The organism is Pedobacter endophyticus (assembly GCF_015679185.1).
GTDB classification, from domain to species: Bacteria; Bacteroidota; Bacteroidia; order Sphingobacteriales; family Sphingobacteriaceae; genus Pedobacter; species Pedobacter endophyticus.
In genome coordinates, this window is sequence record NZ_CP064939.1 from 931322 (window position 1) to 956942 (window position 25621).

A 25621-nucleotide genomic window follows, 5' to 3' on the forward strand; every position below is an offset into this window, starting at 1 on the left:
AACTATGTGAACTATGTGGTTGTGTGGTTGAAGATTGAGGGAAACCATATAAGGCATATAGAACATAGAGGCGTTTTTGATAAAACTATGTGCCTATGTGGTTAAACATTAAGGGAAACCATATAAGGCATATAGAACATAGCGGCGTTTTTGATAAAACTATGTGAACTATGTGTCTATGTGGTTAAAGATTAAGGGAAACCATATAAGGCATATAGAACATAGAGGCGTTTCTGATAAAACTATGTGAACTATGTGTTTGTGTGGTTAGAGATTAAGGGAAACCATATAAGGCATATGGAACATAGCGGCGTGTTTGATAAAACTATGTGAACTATGTGCCTATGTGGTTAAACATTAAGGGAAACCATATAAGGCATATAGAACATAGAGGCGTTTTTGATAAAACTATGTGAACTATGTGTCTATGTGGTTAAAGATTAAGGGAAACCATATAAGGCATATAGAACATAGAGGCGTTTTTGATAAAACTATGTGAACTATGTGTCTATGTGGTTAAAGATTAAGGGAAACCATATAAGGCATATAGAACATAGCGGCTTTTTTGATAAAACTGGTTGAACTATGTGTCTATGTGGTTAAAGATTAAGGGAAACCATATAAGGCATATAGAACATAGAGGCGTTTTTGATAAAACTATGTGTCTATGTGGTTAAACATTAAGAGGGAATGCCTATGTGGTCAATGCTTTGGGGATGTGGGAAGCTTCTTACGTTTGCCCTTCGACTACGCTCAGTGTGACACCTGAAATTGCGCTTCGACTGCGCTCAGGGTGACACCTGAAATTGCGCCTCGACTACGCTTAGGGTGACTACTTTAATGGTATTTTACAATAATCATAGCACTGACGGCTTGTTGAGCAAACTACAAAACTGATAACTATTTTTGTTTTATCTTCCCTGAAACCAAATGGTATTTATTTCGTTTTGTAGGAATAAATCTTTTACATCGTTACTATGGCCAGAGCCAATAAATCCATTTACAGCGCATTAGCGGCCAACCTTTTAATTGCAGTTACTAAATTTATTGCCGGTGCCTTTACAAACAGTTCTTCGATGATTGCGGAGGGCATCCACTCTACGGTTGATACGAGTAACCAGCTTTTGTTGCTTTACGGACTCAAAAAAAGTGTTAAACCGCCGGATAAATACCGTCCTTTTGGTTATGGTAAAGAGTTGTATTTTTGGTCGTTTATCGTTTCGATAATGATTTTTGGTTTGGGTGGGGTGGTTTCCATTTCGCAGGGCATCACGCATATGCGTCATCCCGAAACCTTAGTAAACCCGGGTTGGAATTATGCTGTACTGGCATTATCGTTTGTGTTTGAGGGCGCCTCGCTTGTTGTTGCGATCAAAGAGTTCGATAAGACGAGAAAAGGCCTGCCGTGGTGGAAAGCGATTATCAAAAGCAAAGATCCATCGGGCTTCCTTGTTTTGTTCGAAGATGGTGCGGCGGTACTCGGTCTGTTAATTGTTTTCGTTTTAATGGTGCTGAGTCATAATTTAAACATGCCCTTTCTGGATGGTTTGGCCTCGGTTTTAGTGGGTATATTATTGATTTTTGTTTCGTTTATTCTTGCCAGAGAAAGCAGAAGCCTTTTAATGGGCGAAGGCCTGACGCCTGAAACTCAACAGAAACTGAAAGTATTGGTAGAGGCGGATGAAGATGTAATTGCGCTTAAGAGCTTACTATCTACCTATCAATCGCCAAAAGAGGTGCTATTGCTGATGATTTTAACGTTTCAGGCGGATTTGACAACTGAGGATTTGACGAATGCGATCGATAGACTGCGTGACAAAATAAAACACGAATACGATATCATCAAATTCGTCATCATTCAGCCGCAATCTGTTAATATTCCGGAACGTGATCAATCTGAGGATATTTACATTCTGTGAAAAAGCAATTTAAACAAAAGGCTGGGATAAGTGCTGATTTAGTTCTGGTAACCAAATTCACGCTTTCCCAGCCTCTTTTCTCTGCCCTCAAGGGTAAAATCCGAGCGACAAGCTTTAAGCAATATGGTTTTAAATTACCTGCAAAACAATTTTCCCCCGGGTGTGTCCCTGCTCGCTGTCTATATGTGCTTTTTTTGCATCTTCGAGGGTTAACACTTTTTCGATAATCGGCTTTACCTTACCACTATCAATCAGTTTGGCAATCTCCGTCAATTGATCGGGTATCGATTGAGCCATAAAACCTACGAGGTGTAGTTTCTTAGCCTTTGCCTCGGCAGCATGGTCTGGTGCTAATGTGGTAATCACCCTTCCGCCGGGCTTTAAAACCTCGAGCGATTTTAACTGCGTTTCTCCACCCAAAGTATCTAACACCAAATCTATATCTTTTACCACGGTTTCAAAGCTTTCCATATTGTAATCGATGACTTCATCGGCGCCGAGGCGTTTCAGAAAATCGATATTTTGATCAGAAGCTGTACCGATTACATAAGCGCCTTTACATTTTGCGAATTGAACGGCGTAAGTACCCACCCCGCCTGCAGCGGCATGTATAAGCACCCTTTGCCCCTCTTTAAGCAAACCGTAATCAAATAATCCTTGCCAGGCGGTTAATCCGGCTAGTGGCACAGCCGCAGCCTCGGTATGGCCAATCGTGGTTGGCTTAATGCTAATTTGGTTCGCCTTAACCACGATGTACTCGGCATAGGCACCGTTTTTTGTTGGGTCGGGCCGCCCGTAAACCTCGTCGCCTTTTCTAAAGCCGCCCACTTTTTCGCCTACTTCCTCAATAACGCCCGAAACATCCCAGCCGAGCGTAAGGGGTAAATTTGATGGGAATTTCGTTTTCCGTAGTCCTTCTCTTATTTTCCAGTCTACAGGATTTACACTTGTGGCGTGAACCTTGATCAATACTTCATCTTTAGCTGGCACCGGTACAGGAATTTCATCGATTGATAAAACTTCGGGGCCACCAAATTCGTGGATTCTGATTGCTTTCATAGCGATTTATTTTGTAACACACTTTAATTTCTGGCATTAATAAGCTGAGCAGATTTGAACCGACGTTAATACGCCAATTGATGCTTACCGTAATGCTGTTTTAAAAAAAGAAGATTCCCCTTGGTGAGGGAGAATTGAAATCATGCTCATATGCATTTAACAAATGAGCATAATCATTTGTGTTAACAAAGTTTAATCGTTTGGTTAGATAAGCGAGTTCTTCATTAAAAATGAAAACTGCAATGATATTGGATTTTAGCTGATCTTGTACAACTTACAGCTACGTTATAAAAAAAATAGTTCCCGATTTATCGAGGTAAAAATAGTAGTGCAGTTCCTTTTTGTAATGAACCTTTTCTATATTATTAACTTTTCCATATTTGCCAAATTCATCGGCTATCAAATCACCAACTTTTATTCTTTCTAATTGCGTTCGGTTGGCTAAACATCTTTTAATTAACATGGGCGATTTTTTCATATATTGTAATAATACGATAATAAACGCTACAAAATATCTTCTTACTCTAAGTAGTTTTAAAAATACTTAAAAGTAAGTACATAATTATGTTGTTTAAAAGCCTCCCGGAGCCACAAACCGCTTTCTGTGTAAAAAAAATGCTGCATTATCGGCTAGCATCGCTTTTTAGCGATAACATCTACCACGCATAAGTAATCACTGGAAACAAAGCGCGAATAACAAGCGCAAATCACGAGGTATGCACTTGTGTCTGTTAACGCAGCAAAGGTTTCAAAGCGGTTATTGACGAAAAAAAGAGGCTGTCTCATAAAGTTAATCCGATCGCGATTTATCAGTTTGAGCTTTTAAAAAGAGTCGGGATAAGTAGTCGATGCGCCCTTTTAGGCATTTCGATAATCCTTCGACAAGCTCAGGATAACAAACTCTATTTAGGAGACAGCCTCTTGATATTAATTTGCGTCGTAAATGATTACCTTTTCAAATAGTTCTCTAAATTCGTCGAGAAAAGCCTTGTGTATGTCGTGAACCTGATAAACATCGTGTGCTTGTAAATTTTCGAAAAATAAGATCAGGCTAAAACTGTAAGTCGTATCTACAACAGCCCTTTCAATTGGAGCGGGGGTGCCAACATGAAATTGCTGAACAACTTCTATTTTCTCTAATGATTGTAATCCATTGCGAAAAGCTGCTTTTTGAGCTTCGGTGGTATCGGCCTTTAGCCAGAATAGTACGTGGTGAGCTATCATTTTTTATATTTTTCTCAAATATAATGAAAGTGATAACATCGAAGTCGGTGTAATGCAAAGTAAGCAAACAGCGTGGTACGCTAAATAAGTGATCCGATGAATACCTGTTTACTGCTTATATTCATTGGATGACTCGGTAAAACACCGCCCCAACTATGGTTGGAACGGCCAGTTTACGAATGTTTCAATTAACCAAACACCGTTTTCGCCTTTTCTATCGCTTTTTTGAGGTCAATTCCTTTGCCTAATACACCCTTAAATAAATCGCCCTCTACCCTTAACCGATCGATGGCATTAAAAATGTTAAAGTCTTTCATTTTTAGGCCCGGCTTCACCTCGTCCCAATGTAAGGGCATAGACACCGTAGCGCCAACTTTAGGTCTTAAAGAGTACGGCCCGGCAATAGTTGCGCCGGGTCTGTTTTGCAGAAAATCGAGATACATTTTTCCTTTACGTGCCGAAATCATCCTTTCGAGCGATGTATATTCAGGTATTTGCTGATGAACGAGGCTGACTATAATTTTGGCAAACATCTGGCTTTGATCGTAACTATATTTTGCGTTGAGCGGAATGTAAATATGCATGCCGGTTGAGCCGGAGGTTTTGCAAAAACTGGGAACATCAATGGCATCAAGAATTTTTTTGGTTTCCTGTGCGGCTTCCACAACCTGATCGAAAGTATGCTTATCGGGATCAAGGTCTATAACGCAATAGTCAGGGTTATCGGGGCTTTGAACGCGGCTAAACCAGGGATTCATTTCTATGCAGCCCAAACTGGCCATCCAAAGCAACGAGGCTTCATCAGTACCCACCAAATATTCTTTATCCTCGCCATCGCTGGTATGGTAAGGGAAGGTTTTTGCCCAATCGGGCGCTTTGCCCTTCACATCTTTCTGGTAAAAACTCGGGCCGTGAATGCCACCGGGAAATCGGTTTAACGACTGGGGCCGATCTTTTAAATAAGGCATTATATATTCGGCAACCTGATAATAATAATTAAACATATCGCGTTTGGTCACCTTATCCTCAGGCCAATACACTTTGCTCAGGTTGGTAAATTTAAGTTCGTGCCCTTTTATCTTCCTTACCTGCGTTTGTTCTTTAGGGTTTAAAAGCGTTTTCGGCTCTTTGCCTTTGGGGGGCTTTACGGCAGTATGGTGTTTATCTTCTTCCTTTTCAACCTGCTCGATAATTTCGTCGGTTTCTGCTTCCTTTTCGCGTACTACATCAGTGGCTTTTTTATCCTCACGCATGCCTTGAAAGGAAGGGTGCCTGAACACACCATCGTCGGTAACCTCGGTAAAAGCTACTTCGCAAACCAGTTCGGGTTTTAACCAGGTGGCTTTGGCCCGGGGCGGATTGGGCCTAAATCGCGATGGCTTATTGACATCAGGAATTTCTTCAAAAGGCGTTTCATCAATAATCAATGGCTTAAAAAGTTTCATCATTTCCTTTTGCACCTTATCTGAGAAACCCGTTCCAACCTTGCCTACATACCGCAATTTTTTTCCTTCGTAAACGCCTAACAACAGGGAGCTGAACGATTTAGACGTATCTTCATTTTTGGTAAAGCCGCCAATAATAACCTCCTGACGCTTGTGTACCTTAATTTTTAGCCATTCTTTCGATCTGCGATCGGGTGAGTACAGGCTATCGGTTTTTTTTGCAATTATTCCTTCGAGACCCATTTTTTGGGCTGCCGCGAAAAAGTCGATTCCACTGGCTTTAAAGACTTTGCCCAAGCGCACGCGGTCATCGTCGGTTGGCAATATTTCATTCAAAACAGCCTGTCGCTCCACAAGCGGAAGGTCCATCAAATTTTTCCCTTCGTACCACAGCAAATCGAAAATATAATAGACCAGCTCGCCATCGGCCTCGCTTCGCCAGTTTTGTAAAGCGCCAAAGTTTGAGATTCCTTTTTCGTTGAGCACCAAAATTTCGCCGTCGAAAACTGCGTTCAGTTTCCACTTGCTTAACAACTTATGGATGGGATAAAACTTATCGTCGAACGATTTATTGTTTCTCGAAAATAGCTCTGCATTGCCCTTATTTAAGAAAGCAAGCGCCCGGTAGCCATCCCATTTTACCTCATACTGCCAGTCTTCATTATCAAAAGGTTCGTCAACCAGCGTGGCCAACATCGGTTTCATTCCGGTTGGCATGGCCGATTTGGGCGCCTTTTTCAAAATATCCTGAACGTTCAGCTTAACATCAGCGCCAACGGCCTCTTCGTTTTTGTTATCCGTTTTGACTGCGGCTTTTGGTTTTTTTTTAACTTTCTGCTCTTTACCATCCTTCCAAACCTTTTCTGATGTTTTCTCCATCGTTTCTATGGTTTTGCCAGATAGAATGGATTTATCTTGCTTGGTAATGTCTTTAGTTGAGGCATAATCGTCTTTATGTTTAATTAACAGCCAGCCGTTTTCGCCCATTCCATGCGTTTTTACCAATGCAAATTCGCCATTGAGTTTTTCACCGTGAAGCTTAATCTTTAGTGAGCCTTCGTTCAGTTGCTTAAGCAAGTGTTTTTCCTGCGCTTTTTTGCCCTTAATCTCCTCAATAGGTTCGTACGTTCCTTCATCCCAAACAATTACGGTTCCACCGCCGTACTCCCCTTTGGGGATAATTCCCTCGAAATTTCTGTAATCAAAAGGATGATCTTCAACCATCATGGCCAGGCGCTTAACTTTAGGGTCGGTAGACGGACCTTTTGGCACCGCCCAACTTTTTAAAACACCATCCATTTCCAACCTGAAATCGTAATGCAGGCGGGTTGCATCGTGTTTTTGAATTACAAAAAGCAGCTTATTCTTGTCCTTACTTCGTCCGGCCTTCGGTTCGGCGGTTTTGGTGAAGTCTCGTTTTGCAGTATATTTCTCAAGGCTCATTGGCAACTATTTTTTTAGATATTCTTGCACCGCAGACGCAGAAGTACCCACCGTTTGCACAGCTGCCTTCAGTTTATCTTTACTCACACCGAATTTATTAGACCAATAATCTACTTCATACCCTTCGTTGATGTTGATCCTTCCGCGATCAGCAGCACCGGTTTTTAGTTTATTATCCATGTTTTACTTGATTAGAATTTATGTATGAAACAGCGAAAAAAGGCAAAAAGTTTTTGGTTATTGGTCTGTAGCTAAGCGGATGGGCTAAACGGGGCTGGTAAAACACGGCAAGTGCGTAGGGAGCCGGATGTATAGCAGCTTTTTTTGGGAAATGAACGGGCAGTGTATTTAGCTATCGGATTGGCATCCGTTCCAATCGGGTTTAGCTACAAAAGCCGCTGCGCAGAACCACTGTTAATAAACCCGACAGCAGCGGCAGCCCCGAAACCTTTTCGGTGAGGGCTACAGCGGATGGCTCTAAAGGAATGCCTTCGGTACGGGACTATAGAACCGATGAAATACCGACGCTCATTTCCAAATAAATTAAAAGCTTTTGGAGTAGCTGTTTCCTTAAAAACGAATCCAATTTATCGGTTATAAAAATTTAAAAAATTTGCCAGATTGGGCAAACCAAATATGAGCTAAATTGTTTTATCAATAACTAAATATAAACAGTATGGAACATCAACTCCCTTCAATGAACGCCAGGAAAGAGTTTATTGAGATTGCTGACGAGCAAGACAGAAATTACTGGGCTACCAGATTAGGTGTTAGTGGCGAAAAACTTAAATCGGCCATTAAAGCAATTCAAAGCATGGAATTTACGCGTTTAAAAGAATTTTTAACAATGGAGAAAATCAAATCCGGCAGTTCGTATCAACACTTTTTAAACTCGTAACGATGAGTACCTTAAAAAAGCAAAAAGGTAGCGAGCCAATTGTCGATTCTGCACATTTGTTAGATTTACCCCACAACACCGAAGTATTCAATGTGAAGGAAAAAGGGAATCCTTTAAAAAATCCGGCAGCAAAAATCCGGATCTTAAAGATTCCCCATCCAAAAAATGGCTTATCGAATTTACTTTAACATTTTTATTCCTCCGATTTTAATACCACCACCGATCTTCCACTTGTAATTATCGTTTCTGTGGCGCTAAAGGTTTCGAGGTCTGATGGTGAGATTTCGTTGTTTGCGGTATCTATTATTTTACGCCACGTTTTTCCGTAATCTTCTTTAGGCAATTTGTATTCCAACGATTCAAAATGGGCGTTGAATATAATGAAGAAATGATTATCGTAAATGTCCTCTCCCATTGGCCCCTTACTTTGAATGCCCTCGCCATGAAAATATATGCCTATCGATCTGGCGAAATCTTTTTCCCAGTTATGCCCTTTCATGGGGTTCCCATCGGGTGTAAACCAGGCAACATCTTTCACGCCGTCGTCGCCAACTTCTTTTCCTTTAAACCATTTTCGGCGCCTTAAACTAGGATGATTTAGTCTCAGCTTGATTAATTCTTTGGTAAAATGAAGTAAGGACTGGTCTACATTGCTCCACTCGAGCCACGAAATTTCGTTATCCTGGCAATAGGTATTGTTATTTCCGTGTTGTGTTTTCCCCATTTCATCGCCCGAAACAAGCATCGGAATACCTTGGGATAAAAACAAAGTGGCTAAAAAGTTCCGCTTTTGCTGATTACGGAGATTAATGATGTTTACATCGTCGGTTTCGCCCTCGGCACCGCAGTTCCACGATTTGTTGTGGCTTTCACCGTCGGTATTGTCATCTAAGTTTGCTTCGTTGTGCTTATGGTTGTACGAAACCAGATCGTGAAGCGTAAAGCCATCGTGCGCCGTAATGAAGTTAATGCTGGCGGTTGGCCTGCGGTAATCTCCTTCGTAAAGATCGGGACTACCCAAAAAGCGTTGCGCAAATTCACCGAGCATATTCGGGTTTCCCCGCCAGTAATCTCGCATCACATCGCGATACATGCCATTCCATTCGGCCCAATCGGGCGGAAACTTGCCAACCTGATAGCCACCCTCACCAACATCCCAGGGCTCGGCAATGAGCTTTACCTGCGAAATAATCGGGTCTTGATGAATAATATCGAAGAAAGCGCTTAAGCGGTTAACCTCGTGTAATTCCCTTGCCAGTGTTGAAGCCAGGTCGAAGCGGAAGCCATCTACATGCATTTCCGTAATCCAATAGCGCAAACTGTCCATCATAAAGCGCAACACATTGGGAAGCATCGAGTTAAGCGTATTTCCGGTACCTGTATAATCAGTATAATAACGCTTGTTTTCTTCTAAACGATAATAAGAGCTGTTATCTATACCCTTAAACGATAGCGTGGGACCAAGCTCGTTGCCTTCGCCGGTATGGTTATACACCACATCCAAAATTACCTCAATACCCGCCTTATGCAGCGCCTTAACCATATCTTTAAACTCATTTAGCTGGCCACCGCGAATATCAGACGATGCAAAACGTGAATCGGGTGCAAAGAAAGCGATGGTGTTATAGCCCCAATAATTGGAAAGGCCCTTTTCAACCAAATGATGATCGGAAATACATTGATGAACGGGCATAAGCTCAACCGCTGTTACACCCAGTTCTTTTAAATAATTGATGGATGTGGGGTGCGCCAACCCGGCATAGGTTCCCTTAATATTTTCGGGGATGCCGGGATGAGTTTTGGTAAACCCTTTAACATGCATTTCGTAAATAACGGTTTGATGATAATCGGTTTTCGGCGATCGATCGTCTTCCCAGTCGTAACTCGGATCGACAACGACAGATTTGGGTACAAAAGCTACATTATCGAGTTCGCTGAAACTTAAATCGGCTTCATCTGAGCCGAGCTGGTAGCCGAACAATGCCGGGTTCCATTGAATGTTTCCGGCAACCGCCTTGGCGTAAGGATCTAAAAGCACCTTATTGCCATTAAACCGATGGCCGTTTTGAGGCTTGTAAGGGCCGTATACCCGATAACCGTACAACTGACCGGGTTGAATATCGGGAATATAGGCGTGCCAGATTTGGTGTGAGCGCTCTTGAATACTGATTCGCACCGTTTCGGTTTCTGAGTGTTCGTGATCGAAAAAACATAAATCGACCGCAGTTGCATTCTCTGCGTATATGGCAAAATTTACGCCGTTGCCATCCCATGTAGCACCCAGGGGATAAGCGTCTCCAGGAAATTGTAAATATTCAGGCATCTTATTTAGATAAAAAATCGTTGTTAAATTGTTCTGTACAGCAATGTACACCTATATAAATCCGATGTTCTACAGAATAGTTTTAGATATTAGAAATTTAAACGACGCTTGCAAAATTGAGGCAGGCCCGAGCCGAGAAAACGCCGTTTAAGTTTTAATTCGGGTAGTTCTAACGTCAGTTTGATTGTTAAAATCTGAACAATCTTCATCCGATAGCTCTCGGATGCGAGGTACATCTTTTCTCGTAAAATCAGATTGCTTCTGCTCATACAAGCTTCGCCGAACTAAAATCTATGTTATCTATGTGGTGGAAATTTTTCCATAAAACAATATAGAAATCGTCCGCTGAACCGAAGAGTTCTACAGAAGCTCCGTTGGAGAACAAATCATTGAACGGTAGCCAAAGATTTCTCGGCTAGGCTGGAAATGACGACCCTTCTTAAGAGCCATTCTTCTAAGAAGCAACAACAGTTTTAAAAAAAATGATTAAAACTGGCAATGACAGCTTCCGATGAAGACGAATCTTCAACTATTACATAAACAACCCAAAAATCAAACCTCTATTAATCAACACGACTTATACAGCTAACTATTTCGTATTAATTATTATTTTTCCACCGTTTTTAAATAAATCGTGTGATACAAAGTAGCCGTTGTTTGTTTTGCCATCAACCTGTATAGAAGTGATTGCCCTGCCCTTGCCCGGTTTACTTATCGTAACTATTTTTCCGGTGCTTGTTTTCCATTTCACTTCATCAAACAGCGGAGCGGTAACAATGTAGGTTGGGTCGGTAGCGGAAAACGGATACAAACCCAGCGCCGTAAACACATACCATGACGACATCTCTCCGGCGTCGTCCATTCCCGAAAGCGCCAATCCCTCTTTGCCTATTCCATAAAGTTCGTTTAAGATTTTATCGATTATTTTTTGCGATTTTTCGGGCTTTCCAATAAAGGTGTAAGCAAATGGTGCTTCGTGGTCTGGCTGGTTTCCCTGGCAATACTGGCCAATCATTGTTTCTACGTTGCGTGCAATGTATTTGGGGTTCCACGGAACGGTAAACAACGAATCTAACTTGGATTCGAACCCTTTCGGCCCGCCGTAAAGTTCAATTAACCCCTTCATATCGTGCGGCGCATAAAAAGAAACCTGCCAGGCGTTTGCTTCGCGATACATATACTCGTAATACGGGTATTGCGGATTAAAGGGTGTGATCCAATCGCCATTCTCTAATCTTCCTCGCATAAATCGTGTAGCCGGATCGAATACATTTTTGTAATTCTTCGATCGGGCCATTAACGTTTTGTAATTGGCCGAATCGCCAAGTTTCTTCGCAATCTGCGCCAGCGAATAATCATCATAAGCATATTCCAACGTTTTCGATACGCCAGCTTTTGCCTTGGTTTCTACATGCGGGTTTTTAACATCAGGATCAGAAATATAACCCTTGGCGATGTATTCGCTGATAAAGGGACGGGCGCCACCCTCCACATTGGCATTTCGTAAAAAAACGCGGTAAGCACTTTTAATATCGAAATTGTCTATTCCCCTCAAATACGCTCCCGCAACCGACGATGTACCGTGGTCGCCATGAAAAAATGTAGGCATAAATCCGCGTTTCTCGCCAACGTCGATCATCGATTTGATCACGTCCAAAGTTACATCCGGTGTAACCAAACCCAGCAGCACATCTTTATTGCGGTAAGTATCCCAAAGCGATGGCTCGGTGTAATACCTAAACTCCCCTTTTACTATTTGTCCCTTGGCATCCTTATATTCGCCATTTACATCGCTCCTTAAAGCTGGCCATAAAAATGAGCGATATAAGCTGCTGTATAACAACTCTTTTTGTTTAGCGGTGCCACCTTTTACCTGGATGTTAGAAAGCAAGGCTTCCCACTGTTTAGTTGCAGCAGTTCTGATTTGCGAAAAGCTCTGCCCTCCGATCTCATCTGCAAGGTTTTGCTTTGCATTTTCTGTGCTCACGAATGATAAGCCAATTTTAAGCTCAACTGGTTGCGTTGCACCGTTTTCCAAATGAAGAATGGCATAGCCTGTTCTTTTGCCATCGTCAATTTTATCAAGTTTGGCAATTTTGGTATTCAAAACAGCGTAGAAATAAACATTCTCGCCACTTTGGAAGCCTTGAACGGCAAAGTCGCCATCCTGCGATAAGTTCCATCTTGAAACCCGGCTGTTGGCCTTGCCCATATCAAAAAGAATCTGCCTGTCGCTGTTATCCTTAAACTCATAACGATGATATCCGCAACGAAGCGTAGAGGTTAAGCTCACATCGATTTGATAATCATCTAAATAAACCTGATAAAAACCGGGTGCGGCATGCTCTTTCTGATGCGAAAACTTTGATCCGAATTTTGGCTTTGGTTTGGACATGGGCAAAATCGGAATGTTGCAAAGGTTCCAATGCCCCTTGTTGGTGTGCGTAAAACCCAAAATGGTGTCGTCTTCATACTCGTAACCAGCACCAGATCCGTACTCCGTCATCGGGCTTAGCTGTACCATTGCATTGGGCAACGAACTGCCTGGAAAACAAAGTCCCGCCCACGATCGCCATCCTTCCGGTAGCTCGTATCCTAAAATTTTGGGATCAGTTAGTGGCGCTGTTCCGATAAAAGTGTTTACATATTTCGTAAATGCTGTTTTTTGCTGGCTCTGCGCATTGCTCAATGCCAATAAAAGCATTAACAATGCGATAGAAAAATGTTTGGTTAGAGTTTTCATTATTCTAAATCGATTTAGTGTGTGTAAGCCAAATATAGAAATTCAAAAATTTAGCCATCAGAAAATATCATAAACGTTACTAACATGCCCCGCAGACAAGTAACGAGGAAAAAATCTCGTTTAAATAATATTATATTTGATTTTACTAAATATAAATCTATGTGTTTTTTCGCCAAACCTGCTTGTCATATTGTCCTGTTAATCTTTATTTTATGTTGCTTAAATGATGCTTTACATGCCCAAAAAAAAGCCAAGCTGGTTTTATGGGACGATAAACCTGCCAAAAACTGGATGACGGAAGCCTATCCAATAGGAAATGGCCGGATTGGGGGAATGATTTTTGGCGGCGTTGACCGAGAGCACATTCAATTTAACGACAACACGTTATGGACCGGCGACGAAAATGATAGAGGGATGTACCAGGCTTTTGGCGACTTGTTTATCAACCTTGAAAATGGTGGCGAACGGTTTTCGAACTATAGCCGCAAGCTCGATATAAAAAAGGCGGTTCATGAGGTTGAATATACCCAAAACGGAACAAAGTTTAACCGCGAATACTTTTGTAGTTTCCCGGATAAGGTAATGGTGCTGAAGCTTTCGGCAAACAAAAAACGGGTCTATAACGCAGTCATAAGCCTTACCGATTCGCATGAAGGGCTAGTCAGTGCAAAAAAGTCGACCATCGAAATTAAGGGAACACTTGCAAACGGAATGGCTTATCAGGCAACAGCGCTAATTACCATCGAAAACGGGAGCATGAAGGCAATAGATGGCAAAAAAATTAAAGTAGAAAATGCCGACGCAATCACGGTAGTCCTCACTGCCGCAACGGATTATAGTAACAAAAGGGAGCAAAATTGGAAGGGCGAAGCGCCCGCAAGCAAAATAGCAAACATCATCAACCCTGTATCGAAAAAGAAATATGCCGAATTATTAAAGGCTCATGTTAACGATTATCAGTCTTTGTTTAACCGAATGGCTATCAATATTGGGCAGACACCATTGGCCCAAAGTTCGTTGCCAACACAGCAGCGCCTTGTTAACTATAAAACAAAGGGCGACCCAGAACTGGAGGCACTGATTTTTCAGTACGGTCGGTATTTGCTCATCAGTTCATCGCGGGCGGGCGGCCTGCCGGCAAACCTGCAAGGACTTTGGAACGAAAGCAATACACCGCCGTGGGGAAGCGATTACCACTCGAACATTAACGTTCAAATGAATTATTGGCTTGCTGAGCCGACTAATCTTTCGGCATGCCACATCCCCTACCTCGATTACATTAATAGCATGCGAGCAGTAGGAAAAATACAAACGCAAAAAAAGTTCCCTAATACCCGGGGGTGGACGGTTAAAACGGAGAACAACATTTTTGGCGGAATGAGTTTTTTATGGAACACGCCTGGCAGCGCCTGGTATGCGCAGGCGTTGTGGGAGCATTATTCGTTTACAAGAGATACGGCTTACTTAAAGAATTTTGCTTATCCGGTTATGAAAGAGATTTGCGAGTTTTGGGACGATCACCTGAAGCGAAGACCAGATGGAACGCTGGTTTCTCCGTTGGGTTGGTCGCCCGAACATGGGCCTACGGAGGATGGTGTTAGCCACGATCAGCAGATTGTTTATGATCTGTTTACCAACTACATAGAGGCTGCAGAGGTATTGGGCATCGATAGCGCTTATAAAAATCATATTGCCGATTTAAAGGCGCATTTGTTAAGACCAAAAGTTGGAAGATGGGGCCAGTTGCAAGAATGGGAAACGGATCGTGATGACCCGAAAGATCAACACAGGCATGTTTCGCATCTTTTTGGCCTGCATCCCGGCAGAGAAATTAGTGTGGTAAAAACACCAGAATTGGCGAAAGCGGCCCGAATAACGCTAACGGCCCGTGGCGATGAATCAACCGGATGGTCGATGGCATGGAAAATGAATTTTTGGGCCCGACTGCTTGACGGAAATCATGCCTACAAAATTTTGCAGCATTTTATTACGCCTGTGGGCATAGGTGGAACAAGCTACACGAAGGGCGGTGGAATTTATTCGAACCTCCTTTGTGCGCACCCGCCTTTCCAAATTGATGGCAATTTAGGATACTCAGCAGGCGTTGCCGAAATGTTGTTACAGAGCCAATCGGGCGAGCTACATTTGCTGCCTGCACTTCCCGATGCGTGGAACAGTGGAAACGTACAGGGCTTACGCGGCAGAGGTAATTTCGAAATCGAGGATCTGCAGTGGCAAAATGGAAAGATAAAAGTCGTAATTATCAAGTCGCTATCCGGAGGGGATTGTACCGTTCGAAGCCCCAATAAATTATCTGCTTCGGCTAAATCATTTAAGGATTTAAGCTCCGAGAAAGGTTTTTTATATCAGTTTAACACAGAAAAAGGCAAAACTTATCAATTATCGGCAGATTAGCGGCTGTTGCAGCAATACAGAAAACAACAAACGTTATTATTAAATTTGTATATTACTATGGCTGTACAAACGCAAAACCTGAACGAACACAATGCAAAGGTTGTAGTTCAAACTTTTTTAAACGCATTAAACGATGAGGATTTCGACCTCGCCAAAGAACAGCTAGCCAGCGATATGCATTTTAAAGGTGTAATGGCCGAACGCAAGGGCGCTGAAGCTTACATAGCCGATATGCAAAAAATGAAGCTTAAATATCGCGTACAAAAGATTTTTGCCGAAGGTAACGATGTTTGTACGTGGTACGATATTGATATGGCGGGCAAAACCATCCGTTGTTGCGCATGGTATAAAATTGAAGATGAAAAGATCAAATCTTTCGAGGTAATTTTCGATCCCAGGCCCGTGCTGTAAAATCAGCAAACCTGCCTTATTTTCTTCACGGTGATCTCTTGCTCGTTATCGAGCAGAAACAAAAACATTAAATAGCTGTCGGTTTCCTGAATATCGATTTGCGAAATGGTACCGTTAATCAGGCCATTGCTAATTTGATGGCCAGCCTGCAAATCGAGCAAGCTGGTAGTTGGCGTATCTTCGTTTACTATAACCATTACTTTGAAGGTATTGAAAGTGTAAAACACGTTTTTTCTACGTTGGACGATACGGTTAAACCGCCGCCGTGTGCCTTTGCAATTTCTGATGCAATGTACAAGCCAAGGCCGAGTCCTTTCTGGCTTGGCTCCACCTCTCCTCTGGAAAATGGCTGGAAAAGGCGTTCCATAGCCGCTGGCGGAATGGCCTTACCGGGATTGGCCACGCAAAGATTAAATTCATCTTCGGTGCTCGATGCTGTAATTTCGATGGTGGCATCAGCCGGGCTGTAAGTTATGGCGTTACCCAACAAGTTCGAAAAAAGTTGTGCAATGCGTTTTCCATCAACACTAACCGGATGCACGGTATTAAAATCAATCTTGATTTTTCTTGTTGGCGATATCGCCTGCATTTCTTCAATTACCTGAATCAGCACTTGTTCTAAATCCTCATTCGGCGTTCTTGTAATCGAAATGCCATCGCCCAACCTGCCACTCGCAAAATCGAGCATGTTTTCAATTAAGCCGTTCATCCTGAACGATGAGTCTTTAATGATAGTGATCAACCGCTGCGCCCGATTTTCATGGCTAAGTCTGGCGAGTAACTGCGCACTGCTCGACACTGCATTTAGGGGATTGCGCAAATCGTGACCGAGAATGGCGATAAACTGCTCGCGGAAATCGGCCGTTTCCCGCTCCTTTTGCAAGGTTTGTTCGGAAATGGCAATTTGCTGCAAGGCATCTAGGTGAAAGGCGATTAAGTCTGCAAACATTTTGAACATGCCAACAACAGAAGTGTTCTTCAAATTGGCCGGACTGGGATCAATAGCACACAGCGTACCAAAAAATTCGCCGTTTTTTAAAATAATCGGCACCGAGATGTAGCTCTGAAAGCCATAAAGTAAAGGCGTGTGATGATTGGCAAACTCCTCATCTTCTGCAACATGATCAATCACCACCACTTTGTGATGTTCCCTTATTTCGTTGCAAATGGTGGTTTCGAGGTTTAACTCGCTACCAGGCAATAGCCCAAAGTTTATCTTATCTAATACCGCACAGGTAATCCATTGGTCGGAAGTAACCCGGGCCACGGCCGCAAAGCCCATGCCCGTACTGCGGCATACGATTTCTAAAATATGCGACACGGCAGGGATTTTACCGATGGATTCTATGTCTGCGAGAATGTTTTCAGGGAGATTTTGCAAAGTCTGTAATTATTATTGCGGTTAATTTACAAACATTTAAACACGAAAAGAACAAAATGGAAAGTTCTAACATTTGTTTTACATATCATCGTATAAATGCCGTGTAGAAATGCGGGAAAAAGAGCGTCTTCCGTTTTTGGTAACCAGATGTAGCGCACCAATTTAAACCTCATTAACTGAATTTAGATGCTGGTATTCGCAAAAAAAGAATACAATAGCACAAAAACAAAAAGAAGCTGCCTTTTTTCAAGACAGCTTCTATTGAGCGGAATTCTACTATTCCAGCTATATCTTCTTCACGTTAACAGCTTGTAGTCCCTTTCTTCCTTCAGCGACTTCAAATTCTACGCTATCATTTTCTCTTAAACTATCTATTCCGCCCAAAACATCTTTGAAATGGACAAATAAATCTTTATTGTCTTCTTGAACAATAAATCCAAAACCTTTTTCGGTGTTAAACCATTTGACTTTTCCGGTTGCCATAAAAATAAAAAAATTGTATAAAATAATTAAACCCTTAAGTTTTGATCAGGTATTTCATTCAATCGAATTATTATTTTCAGGAAAAACAACCAGATTAAGGACGAATATTGAAGCAAAACCTACCAAATATAATAATTTGCTTTAAAAATTCAACCCGGCCGAAATATTTTGAAAAAAATTCTCTTTAAAACGTAAAAAAAATGGTTTTACTTATTTGGTTGCGGCGTAGTACGCAGGTATGGTTTGATAACCTTGTGTCCTTTTGGAAATTTACCCGCTATTTCTTCAGTTTTTATGCTGTTTACCACAATTACATCGTCGCCGTCTTGCCAGTCGGCCGGAGTTGCTACGCTATAATTTGCAGTAAGTTGTAACGAATCGATCACCCTTAACACTTCATTAAAGTTTCGCCCGGTCGATGCTGGGTATGTGATCATTAGTTTTACCTTTTTATCGGGGCTGATTACGAAAAGCGATCTTACAGTCAACGTTTCTGAAGCGTTTGGATGAATCATATCGTACAAATTCGCAACCGTTTTATCGGGATCGGCGATAATCGGAAACTCAACATTCGTGTTCTGCGTCTCATTAATGTCGTTGATCCAGCCTTTATGCGATTCTGCCGAATCGACGCTTAACGCCAGTACTTTTACATTGCGTTTTGCAAATTCATCTTTTAACGAAGCGGTACGTCCGAGCTCCGTAGTGCAAACTGGTGTGTAATCTGCAGGGTGCGAAAACAAAACTCCCCAACTATCGCCGAGGTATTCATAAAAATCGATTGTTCCAATTGATGTATCGGCCGTAAAATTCGGGGCTACATCGCCTAATCTTATACTCATAATATTATTGTTTTAATGTTGATATAAACAAATCTAATCAATACCATACTAAATACATAGATATTCTATTATTTAGACAGAAAAATTATAAACCGTTATAATTGGCGCTAAATGTAAGCTTTGCTTAGCGGCCACGGCATGCAAAGCTTGATGCGGCATTTTTCTGGTTTGATGTTCATGATATAAAGATCACGAATCATGTTGGTGAGGGCGAGCGTTCATTGCAGGCATTTATTTGCGCTTTGCCTGGCTGCCACGCCGTGCTGAAGTCGATTAAGTATACCGCCGCGATTGGAAAACGAGCACTCCGCAGCGGTAGCGGCTTTAACAAAAAAACCCTGAAGATATTTATCAACAGGGTTTCAAGAATATTAATTATTGGGGGTTAAACTAGTTATATGCTTTGATCATGAAAACATAATCTTGCAATTTTTCGATTTGCTTGGTCCGTTTTAAACCTGATAAAGCGCTTTTCTTACTGGCCGAAAGCTTATTCTTACCTAACGAATCTTGAGGGATTGCCCGCATGGCCTCTAAAATGTACTTCGATTTGATGGCAAAAGCAGCACCCTCTGTCTGGTCGGGCTTTCCGCTAATAATTCCGACCAAATTTCCGTTGTTATCAAGAAGCGGCCCTCCGCTGTTTCCTGGGTTTACCGGGATAGACACCTGATATTGAGTCGTATCGCCAATAAAACCATTTTTAGAGCTCACATATCCTTCTCCCAAAACGGCATCATCTTTAGAGTAGCCGAGGGTGTAAACAACCTCGCCTATGCTGCTGGTGCTTCGCTTAATAGTATATGGAATGGCAGAAAGTGTACTGAAACTTTCGTCGCTAATCTTTAAAATGGCTATATCGTTCTGCGGATCGGTATAAGTGGCCTTAACCTTAAACGATTCGCCTTTGCTGTTTTGCACATAAAGTGAATCGGCGCCTTTAATTACATGCAAATTGGTTAAAATATAACCATTTGATGAAATAGCGAACCCTGTACCTCCGAAATTGGCGGGACTGGTGTTTTTGTTCTGTGTATCGTTCGAGTTTGTAGACTGTATGGTTCTGATAAGATCTTTTGTTGAGGTTTTTACCCGCGAAAGCTCCCTGCTCATTTGGCTATAACGAATATCTTGCTTGGTATTGTGCTGAATTGAATAAACAGACACCAAAGATAAAATAAGAAAAGATGCGGCAATGGCAATTGCCGACTGGTGTTTGCGCCACAACTGCACCACTTTAGATGGATGCGGTTTTAAAGCGTTTGCGAGTGTTTCTACATCGATTTCTTCGTGTATATTGTTCAATTGTTCTTTCAGGCGAAGCTGTGCGGCAAACATTTCCATAGCTTCTAAAAAGTACTTGTGCGAAACCACTTTATGGTCTACCGTAGCATCATTTCTGCGTAATTGTTCAAAGGCTTCTTGTTCCTGAGGATTAAGTTTACCCAAAAGATAGTCTTCAATAATTGCATCTAACTCCAAATCGTTTCTCATTTCAATTACTATGGTTGAAAAAATATTTTCTTTAATCTTTGCAGGCACTTATATTTCTGTGTTTTTGCGTTGTCGGTATTGGTATAGCCAAACTTTTCGCAAATATCCTGCATGGATAAATTGTGTATATAAAAGTCCTGAATAATGGTTTTGCAGGGCTCGCCTAAGTGCTCAAGCGCCGATTGCATTTTAACAAAGTGCAAATCCCGCTCCTCGTGCTGTTCTACATCTTCATCAACAATTAAAACATCTTCATAATCGGTAATGTTGCCGGTTTTTTTGCTGTTATGGCTTAGTTTCTTTAGCCAAATGCGCCTGCACACCGAATAAATGTAGGTTTTTAACTTGCTGCTTAGTTCGAAATCTCCTTTCTTAACCTTATTGTACAAGATGATTATAGCCTCCTGATAAACGTCTTTTGCATCATCCTCATCGCCATTGTTGTTAAGGATAAACTGCAAAATCATTGCATAATTGGCCTTATACAATTTGTTAAGTGTATCTTCCGAGTTATTTAGAATCCCTAAAATAACCTCTCTATCTGTTGGAACTGAACTCTTTAAACTATTATTCACTAGTTAATACATTTTTCTTTAAATAGTAACCCAATATTAGATAAAAAAAATATTAATGCTGCTATGTATTCCTTAATACATTCGGAAGGTTAACGGTAACCTTGTGGAAGCGAAAAAATATTTTCACTTTTTTTATAATTATCGGGTTACCTTTTTACCTTTGCGGCATTAAAACTAAAATTATCCACTAAAAAATTTCGAAAAATGAAAAATGCATTCAAATTAGGCTTCTTAGCATTAGCTTTATCTTTATCAGTTGTTGCTTGTAACTCAGAAAAAAAAGCTGATGGCGCTGATACTACTTTAACTGATTCTTCTACTATCGTTACTGATACTACTTCAGTTGATACAACTGTTAACGATTCTACAGTTAAAGATACTACTGTAAAAGCTACTACTACAACTACTGAAGAAGTTAAGCACTAGTTTAAACTTGTTATAAAAAATGGGCCTCAGGTTAACTTTGAGGCCCATTTTTATTTTATCGGTTTTTTTTAAAAAATTATTGGGTTACCTTTTCTTATTTGCGGCATTAACCGTTAAACTTATTACTAAAAGAAATTACAAAATGAAAAATGCATTCAAATTAGGCTTCTTAGCTCTAGCTTTATCTTTATCAGTTGTTGCTTGTAACTCAGAAAAAAAAGCAGACGGTGCTGATACTACTATGACTGATTCTTCTACTATCGTTACTGACACAACTGGTGTTGATACAATGGTTAATGATTCTACAGTTAAAGATACTACTGTAAAAGCTACTACTACAACTACTGAAGAAGTTAAACACTAGTTTTAAATCCAGTTATAAGAAATGGTCTTAAATTAATTTTTAAGACCATTTTTTTTTAGTTACTTTTTTTTATTTATCGGGTTACCTTTTTGCATTTACGGTATTAAGCTGTAATTAATTACTTAAAAGAAATTTCAAAAATGAAAAATGCATTCAAATTAGGCTTTTTAGCTTTAGCTTTATCTTTATCAGTTGTTGCTTGTAACTCAGAAAAAAAAGCTGATGGCGCTGATACTACTTTAACTGACTCTTCAGCTATCGTTACTGACAGCACTACTATGGACACTACTGTTTCTGACTCTACAGTTAAAGATACTACTGTTGCTGTAACTACAGAAAAAACTGAAGTTAAACACTAATTTAACTTACCAATACAAAAAGGCTTTAAGTTCGCTTAGAGCCTTTTTTGTTTATAAACATTTTCGTTTAGCTTTTTTTTCTGTGTTTGATCATCTTTTCAACGGTGATTTAACTTTTTTATGAACTTTTTCGGGTTACCTTTTTATTTTTCGGGTATAAACGATTAAGTAATTAATTAAACCCACAACAAAATCAAGAAAAAATGAAAAATTCATTCAAATTAGGCTTTTTAGCTTTAGCTTTATCTTTAACAGTTGCTGCTTGCGGTTCAGACAAGAAAGCTGATGGCGCTGATTCAACCATGAGTGATAGCACTGTTGTTGATACCACAATGCAAGATTCAACTACAATGGACACTACTACTACAATGGATACCACTGCAACCAAAATGTAGTTTTTAGCTCTTTAAACAAAAAGGCTTTAGGTAAAACCTAAAGCCTTTTTGTTTTTTACGGATATTGGTAGACCATAATTCAATCAAATAATCGTATTTTTGCGGCAAAATTATAATCCGCATAATGAATTTAACATCGCTACAAGCAATTTCACCAGTTGATGGTCGTTACAGAAAAACAACCGAGCAATTGTCGTCCTATTTTTCAGAAGAAGCGTTAATAAAATACCGCGTTTTTGTAGAGATAGAATATTTTATTGCATTGTGCGATATTAATTTGCCGGGCTTAGCGCAGTTTGATAAAAATTTATACGGAGAACTTCGCAGCATACACCAAAATTTTTCTGAAACAGATGCTTTAACGATCAAGGAAACTGAAAAGGTAACCAATCATGATGTTAAAGCAGTCGAATATTTCATTAAAGGCAAGTTTGATGGGCTTGGCCTTCAGGAATACAAAGAATTTATCCATTTTGGATTGACTTCTCAAGATATCAACAATACCGCCATCCCCTATTCAATTAAACTGGCTCTAAACGAAAGCTATTACCCGGCAATTGCAGCCTTAATTGAGAAAATTGACGCATTGGCTACCGAATGGAAAGATATTCCGATGCTGGCTCATACCCACGGACAGCCGGCCTCGCCGACTAAACTGGGCAAAGAATTTTTGGTTTTTGCTGAACGCTTAAAAATACAGGTTGAAGCGTTGAAGGCAATACCAAATAGTGCCAAATTTGGCGGTGCCACGGGTAATTTCAACGCACATCACATTGCTTATCCACAAGTTAACTGGGTAGATTTTTCTAATGGCTTTGTTAACAATACTTTGGGCTTAAAACGGGCCCAGTACACCACGCAGATTGAGCATTACGATCAGTTTGCGGCCCAATGCGATGCCTTGAAACGCATAAATAACATCATTATCGACTTAGATCGCGATATCTGGACGTACATTTCAAAAAATTATTTTAAGCAAAAAATAAAGGCTGGTGAGATCGGCTCATCGGCTATGCCGCATAAAGTTAATCCGATCGACTTTGAAAATGCGGAGGGCAACGCCGGAATTGCCAATGCATTATTCGAATTTTTTGCTGCGAAGCTCCCAATTTCGAGATTACAAAGGGACTTAACGGATTCGACTGTACTGAGAAATATTGGCGTACCGTTCGGACACACGTTGATTGCCATAAATGCAACCTTGCGTGGATTAAACAAGATTTTGCTGAACGAAACAGCTTTGAACGCCGATTTGGAAGATAACTGGGCGGTAGTTGCAGAGGCGATTCAAACGGTTTTGCGCAGAGAAAATTATCCAAATCCGTACGAAGCGCTGAAAGAGTTGACCCGCACGAATTCAAAAATAAACGCGGCGAGCATTGCTGATTTTATTAGCGGCCTGGACGTTGCTGAACCGATCAAGGCACAATTAAGAACAATTACTCCTTTTAATTATACGGGTGTTTTTTAGTGAGAGCAGCACCAATGTCATTTAGTTAGGAAAAAAACATTGTCACCCCAAGCTGAGTCCAAGGGCGAAGTTTATTTGTTTTTTTCTACAGAAAAGGTCTTCAACTGAGTTTATCTTGAGCATTTCGACGCTTAATACAAGCTCAAGTCGCAAGGCGAATCCGATAGCTATCGGATCTGAGCTTAGGGCGTCGTTTTGCCTTTTGATACAGCCCCTTGAGCGTGGTTATATGATGATGTTGTTTATCAAGTTACACGAAACCTCAATAGTGGTTTTAATCTGTAGCATAAAAATCGATACAAATTACGTTAAAGAGTTTTTTATGTAAATGTTTCTATTTTAAGCTTAGAACGAAACGATTAAATTGACGCTAAACAGACAGCGTGTACCTTTTTTGTTGGCTACTTATTATTAATTTTGTGTAATTCAAATTGATTGAGACATGACGATTAACGTATATACAGAGCAAACTCCGAATCCGGCTACCATGAAATTTATGGTGAACAAGCTGTTGATAAACGGAAGTGAAGATTTTGCGACTAAAGAAAGTGCAGAACACTCGCCATTTGCTAAAGAGCTGTTTAAGTTTAACTTCGTTTCGGGCGTGTTTTTCGCCAGTAATTTTGTAACGATTACTAAAACTGATGATGCGGAATGGACGGATATCGAAGCTATTTTAAAAGAGTTTGTTAAAGGTGCGGTAGAATCTGAACTAAAAATAAAGGAAGCAACTGCAGATGAGGCCCCGAATTTTGAAGGGTCGGAAACAGAAATTAAAATTCAACAGATTTTGCACGATTACGTGCGTCCTGCGGTTGAACAGGATGGTGGAGCAATTACCTATAAATCTTTTGATGAAGGAGTAGTAACAGTAGAGTTGAGAGGTTCTTGCAGCGGCTGCCCGTCGTCGACAATTACCCTGAAATCGGGCATTCAAAATCTGCTTCAAAGAATGGTGCCCGAGGTTACCGAAGTGGTTTCTGAGGCTTTATAATTGAGCATTTTTCATTTTTTAATAGATATGAAAAGCATGGCTGTATTTAGCCATGCTTTTTTTGTTTTGTTCAATAGTTACGAAGCTAAGATTGGCAGCTCCAAACTAAATAGCATTATTTAAAGTGCCTGGTAACTGCTTCTAGTATTTCGGCCGTTAGTTTGCCATTTGTTGCCAAAATTTCCCTTTTATCGAAGTACTGGTTACCACCCGAAAAATCGTACACTTCTCCGCCTGCTTGTTGAACGATAAAGCATCCGGCTGCAAAATCCCACTGCTGCAGGTTGTATTCGAAAAAAGCATCGAAGCGCCCGCATGCGGTATATACCAAATCGATCGCGGCGGCGCCGATACGACGCAGGCCATGCGTTTTTTGCATCATCTCTTCTAAAAGACGTAAATATTGCGCTTGCTTATCAAACTGATAATATGGAAAACCCGTGGCCAACAGGCTCGATTTTAAATCGGGGTTTACAGAGACCCTGATTTCCTTTTTATTCAAAAAAGCATTTCCGCCTTTATATGAGTAGAACATTTCGCCGCGGTTTAACTCGTAAACTACGCCGATTACGGGCATATTATCCTCATACAAGGCAACGCTGATTCCGTATGCCGGAATACCGTGGATAAAGTTTGTTGTACCATCTAAAGGATCGATTATCCACTGAAAGGTTTTCCCGGTCCTTGAGATTGTTTTTTCTTCTGTAATAAAACCAGCATCGGGAATCAATTTCTCCAGATTCTGAACCAATTTTTGCTCGGCTGTTTTGTCAACATACGAGACCATATCGTTTAAACCCTTGTACTCAATTTTCGTGGCATCGAATTGCAAAGATTCTTTACGGATAAAATTCCCCGTAAGCCTTACAACTGATATTACCTTGTTGCATAGTAATTCGTAATTCATAACTTTTTAACAAAAAACCGATTAAGGTTGTTGGCATAAATATGAAATTA

25 protein-coding genes are annotated in these 25621 nt (G+C 40.8%); 11 read left to right on the plus strand and 14 right to left on the minus strand.

Annotated features, from left to right (window positions below):
* Positions 1-977: 977 nt before the first annotated feature.
* Positions 978-1919, plus strand: coding sequence for a cation diffusion facilitator family transporter (locus IZT61_RS03710; protein ID WP_196099852.1), 942 nt, complete (start codon positions 978-980; stop codon positions 1917-1919).
* 129 nt (positions 1920-2048) lie between these two features.
* Here IZT61_RS03710 and IZT61_RS03715 read toward each other — a convergent pair whose 3' ends face one another.
* The 5 genes from IZT61_RS03715 to IZT61_RS03735 all read right to left on the minus strand — a co-directional run bounded on the left by IZT61_RS03715 (position 2049) and on the right by IZT61_RS03735 (position 7270).
* On the minus strand, positions 2049-2978 hold the full coding sequence (locus tag IZT61_RS03715) for an NADP-dependent oxidoreductase (RefSeq protein ID WP_196099853.1): 930 nt from the start codon (positions 2976-2978) through the stop codon (positions 2049-2051).
* 280 nt (positions 2979-3258) lie between these two features.
* The gene (locus tag IZT61_RS03720; RefSeq protein ID WP_196099854.1) at positions 3259-3456 is read right to left on the minus strand and encodes a hypothetical protein; all 198 of its coding nucleotides are present in this window, start codon (positions 3454-3456) and stop codon (positions 3259-3261) included.
* A 449-nt stretch (positions 3457-3905) separates the two neighbouring features.
* Entirely contained in the window at positions 3906-4202 is a 297-nt protein-coding gene (locus IZT61_RS03725; RefSeq protein ID WP_196099855.1) for a Dabb family protein, read from the minus strand.
* Positions 4203-4390: 188 nt separating this feature from the next.
* Positions 4391-7090 carry a DNA ligase D gene (gene ligD, locus IZT61_RS03730; RefSeq protein WP_196099856.1) on the minus strand — a complete coding sequence of 900 codons (2700 nt, stop codon included), beginning with the start codon at positions 7088-7090 and terminating at the stop codon, positions 4391-4393.
* Positions 7091-7096: 6 nt separating this feature from the next.
* Positions 7097-7270 (minus strand): DUF3606 domain-containing protein, encoded by a 174-nt coding sequence (locus IZT61_RS03735; protein ID WP_196099857.1) that lies wholly within the window; start codon positions 7268-7270, stop codon positions 7097-7099.
* A gap of 496 nt (positions 7271-7766) precedes the next feature.
* Between IZT61_RS03735 and IZT61_RS03740 the strand changes: the two genes are divergently transcribed.
* A complete protein-coding gene (locus IZT61_RS03740; protein ID WP_196099858.1) occupies positions 7767-7988 on the plus strand; it encodes a DUF3606 domain-containing protein in 222 nt (73 codons plus the stop codon).
* Between the two features lie 2 nt (positions 7989-7990).
* The gene (locus tag IZT61_RS03745) at positions 7991-8176 is read left to right on the plus strand and encodes a hypothetical protein (RefSeq protein ID WP_196099859.1); all 186 of its coding nucleotides are present in this window, start codon (positions 7991-7993) and stop codon (positions 8174-8176) included.
* Positions 8177-8181: 5 nt separating this feature from the next.
* On the opposite strand, the gene glgX is transcribed toward IZT61_RS03745, so the two are convergent.
* Together glgX and IZT61_RS03755 are read right to left on the minus strand one after the other, a co-directional pair.
* Positions 8182-10311, minus strand: a complete 2130-nt coding sequence (glgX, locus tag IZT61_RS03750; RefSeq protein ID WP_196099860.1) for a glycogen debranching protein GlgX — start codon at positions 10309-10311, stop codon at positions 8182-8184.
* Between the two features lie 589 nt (positions 10312-10900).
* Positions 10901-13054, minus strand: coding sequence for a GH92 family glycosyl hydrolase (locus IZT61_RS03755; protein ID WP_196099861.1), 2154 nt, complete (start codon positions 13052-13054; stop codon positions 10901-10903).
* A 159-nt stretch (positions 13055-13213) separates the two neighbouring features.
* On the opposite strand from IZT61_RS03755, the gene IZT61_RS03760 reads away from it, so the two are divergent.
* Both IZT61_RS03760 and IZT61_RS03765 read left to right on the plus strand, forming a co-directional pair.
* Positions 13214-15469 (plus strand): glycoside hydrolase family 95 protein, encoded by a 2256-nt coding sequence (locus IZT61_RS03760; protein WP_196099862.1) that lies wholly within the window; start codon positions 13214-13216, stop codon positions 15467-15469.
* A 57-nt stretch (positions 15470-15526) separates the two neighbouring features.
* Positions 15527-15880 carry a nuclear transport factor 2 family protein gene (locus tag IZT61_RS03765; RefSeq protein ID WP_196099863.1) on the plus strand — a complete coding sequence of 118 codons (354 nt, stop codon included), beginning with the start codon at positions 15527-15529 and terminating at the stop codon, positions 15878-15880.
* A gap of 2 nt (positions 15881-15882) precedes the next feature.
* Here IZT61_RS03765 and IZT61_RS03770 read toward each other — a convergent pair whose 3' ends face one another.
* The 6 genes from IZT61_RS03770 to IZT61_RS03795 form a co-directional block, all read right to left on the minus strand.
* A complete protein-coding gene (locus IZT61_RS03770) occupies positions 15883-16077 on the minus strand; it encodes a hypothetical protein (protein WP_196099864.1) in 195 nt (64 codons plus the stop codon).
* Entirely contained in the window at positions 16077-17261 is a 1185-nt protein-coding gene (locus IZT61_RS03775; protein WP_230383839.1) for a GAF domain-containing sensor histidine kinase, read from the minus strand. The genes IZT61_RS03770 and IZT61_RS03775 overlap by 1 nt, the downstream gene beginning before the upstream one ends.
* A 285-nt stretch (positions 17262-17546) precedes the next feature.
* Positions 17547-17744 (minus strand): cold-shock protein, encoded by a 198-nt coding sequence (locus IZT61_RS03780; RefSeq protein ID WP_196099865.1) that lies wholly within the window; start codon positions 17742-17744, stop codon positions 17547-17549.
* Positions 17745-17950: 206 nt separating this feature from the next.
* Positions 17951-18586, minus strand: a complete 636-nt coding sequence (locus tag IZT61_RS03785) for a peroxiredoxin (protein ID WP_196099866.1) — start codon at positions 18584-18586, stop codon at positions 17951-17953.
* A 390-nt stretch (positions 18587-18976) separates the two neighbouring features.
* A complete protein-coding gene (locus IZT61_RS03790; protein WP_196099867.1) occupies positions 18977-20080 on the minus strand; it encodes a S1C family serine protease in 1104 nt (367 codons plus the stop codon).
* Between the two features lie 8 nt (positions 20081-20088).
* Positions 20089-20655 carry an RNA polymerase sigma factor gene (locus IZT61_RS03795; RefSeq protein WP_196099868.1) on the minus strand — a complete coding sequence of 189 codons (567 nt, stop codon included), beginning with the start codon at positions 20653-20655 and terminating at the stop codon, positions 20089-20091.
* A gap of 204 nt (positions 20656-20859) precedes the next feature.
* Between IZT61_RS03795 and IZT61_RS03800 the strand changes: the two genes are divergently transcribed.
* From IZT61_RS03800 to IZT61_RS03825, 6 genes are all read left to right on the plus strand, one after another.
* Entirely contained in the window at positions 20860-21081 is a 222-nt protein-coding gene (locus IZT61_RS03800) for a hypothetical protein (protein WP_196099869.1), read from the plus strand.
* 142 nt (positions 21082-21223) lie between these two features.
* Positions 21224-21445 (plus strand): hypothetical protein, encoded by a 222-nt coding sequence (locus tag IZT61_RS03805; protein ID WP_196099870.1) that lies wholly within the window; start codon positions 21224-21226, stop codon positions 21443-21445.
* Positions 21446-21585: 140 nt separating this feature from the next.
* Positions 21586-21804 (plus strand): hypothetical protein, encoded by a 219-nt coding sequence (locus tag IZT61_RS03810; RefSeq protein ID WP_196099871.1) that lies wholly within the window; start codon positions 21586-21588, stop codon positions 21802-21804.
* A gap of 203 nt (positions 21805-22007) precedes the next feature.
* Positions 22008-22199 (plus strand): hypothetical protein, encoded by a 192-nt coding sequence (locus tag IZT61_RS03815; RefSeq protein WP_196099872.1) that lies wholly within the window; start codon positions 22008-22010, stop codon positions 22197-22199.
* Between the two features lie 124 nt (positions 22200-22323).
* On the plus strand, positions 22324-23670 hold the full coding sequence (purB, locus tag IZT61_RS03820) for an adenylosuccinate lyase (RefSeq protein ID WP_196099873.1): 1347 nt from the start codon (positions 22324-22326) through the stop codon (positions 23668-23670).
* Between the two features lie 442 nt (positions 23671-24112).
* On the plus strand, positions 24113-24664 hold the full coding sequence (locus IZT61_RS03825; RefSeq protein WP_196099874.1) for a NifU family protein: 552 nt from the start codon (positions 24113-24115) through the stop codon (positions 24662-24664).
* Between the two features lie 115 nt (positions 24665-24779).
* On the opposite strand, the gene IZT61_RS03830 is transcribed toward IZT61_RS03825, so the two are convergent.
* Positions 24780-25571, minus strand: coding sequence for an inositol monophosphatase family protein (locus IZT61_RS03830; RefSeq protein WP_196099875.1), 792 nt, complete (start codon positions 25569-25571; stop codon positions 24780-24782).
* Between the last annotated feature and the right edge of the window lie 50 nt (positions 25572-25621).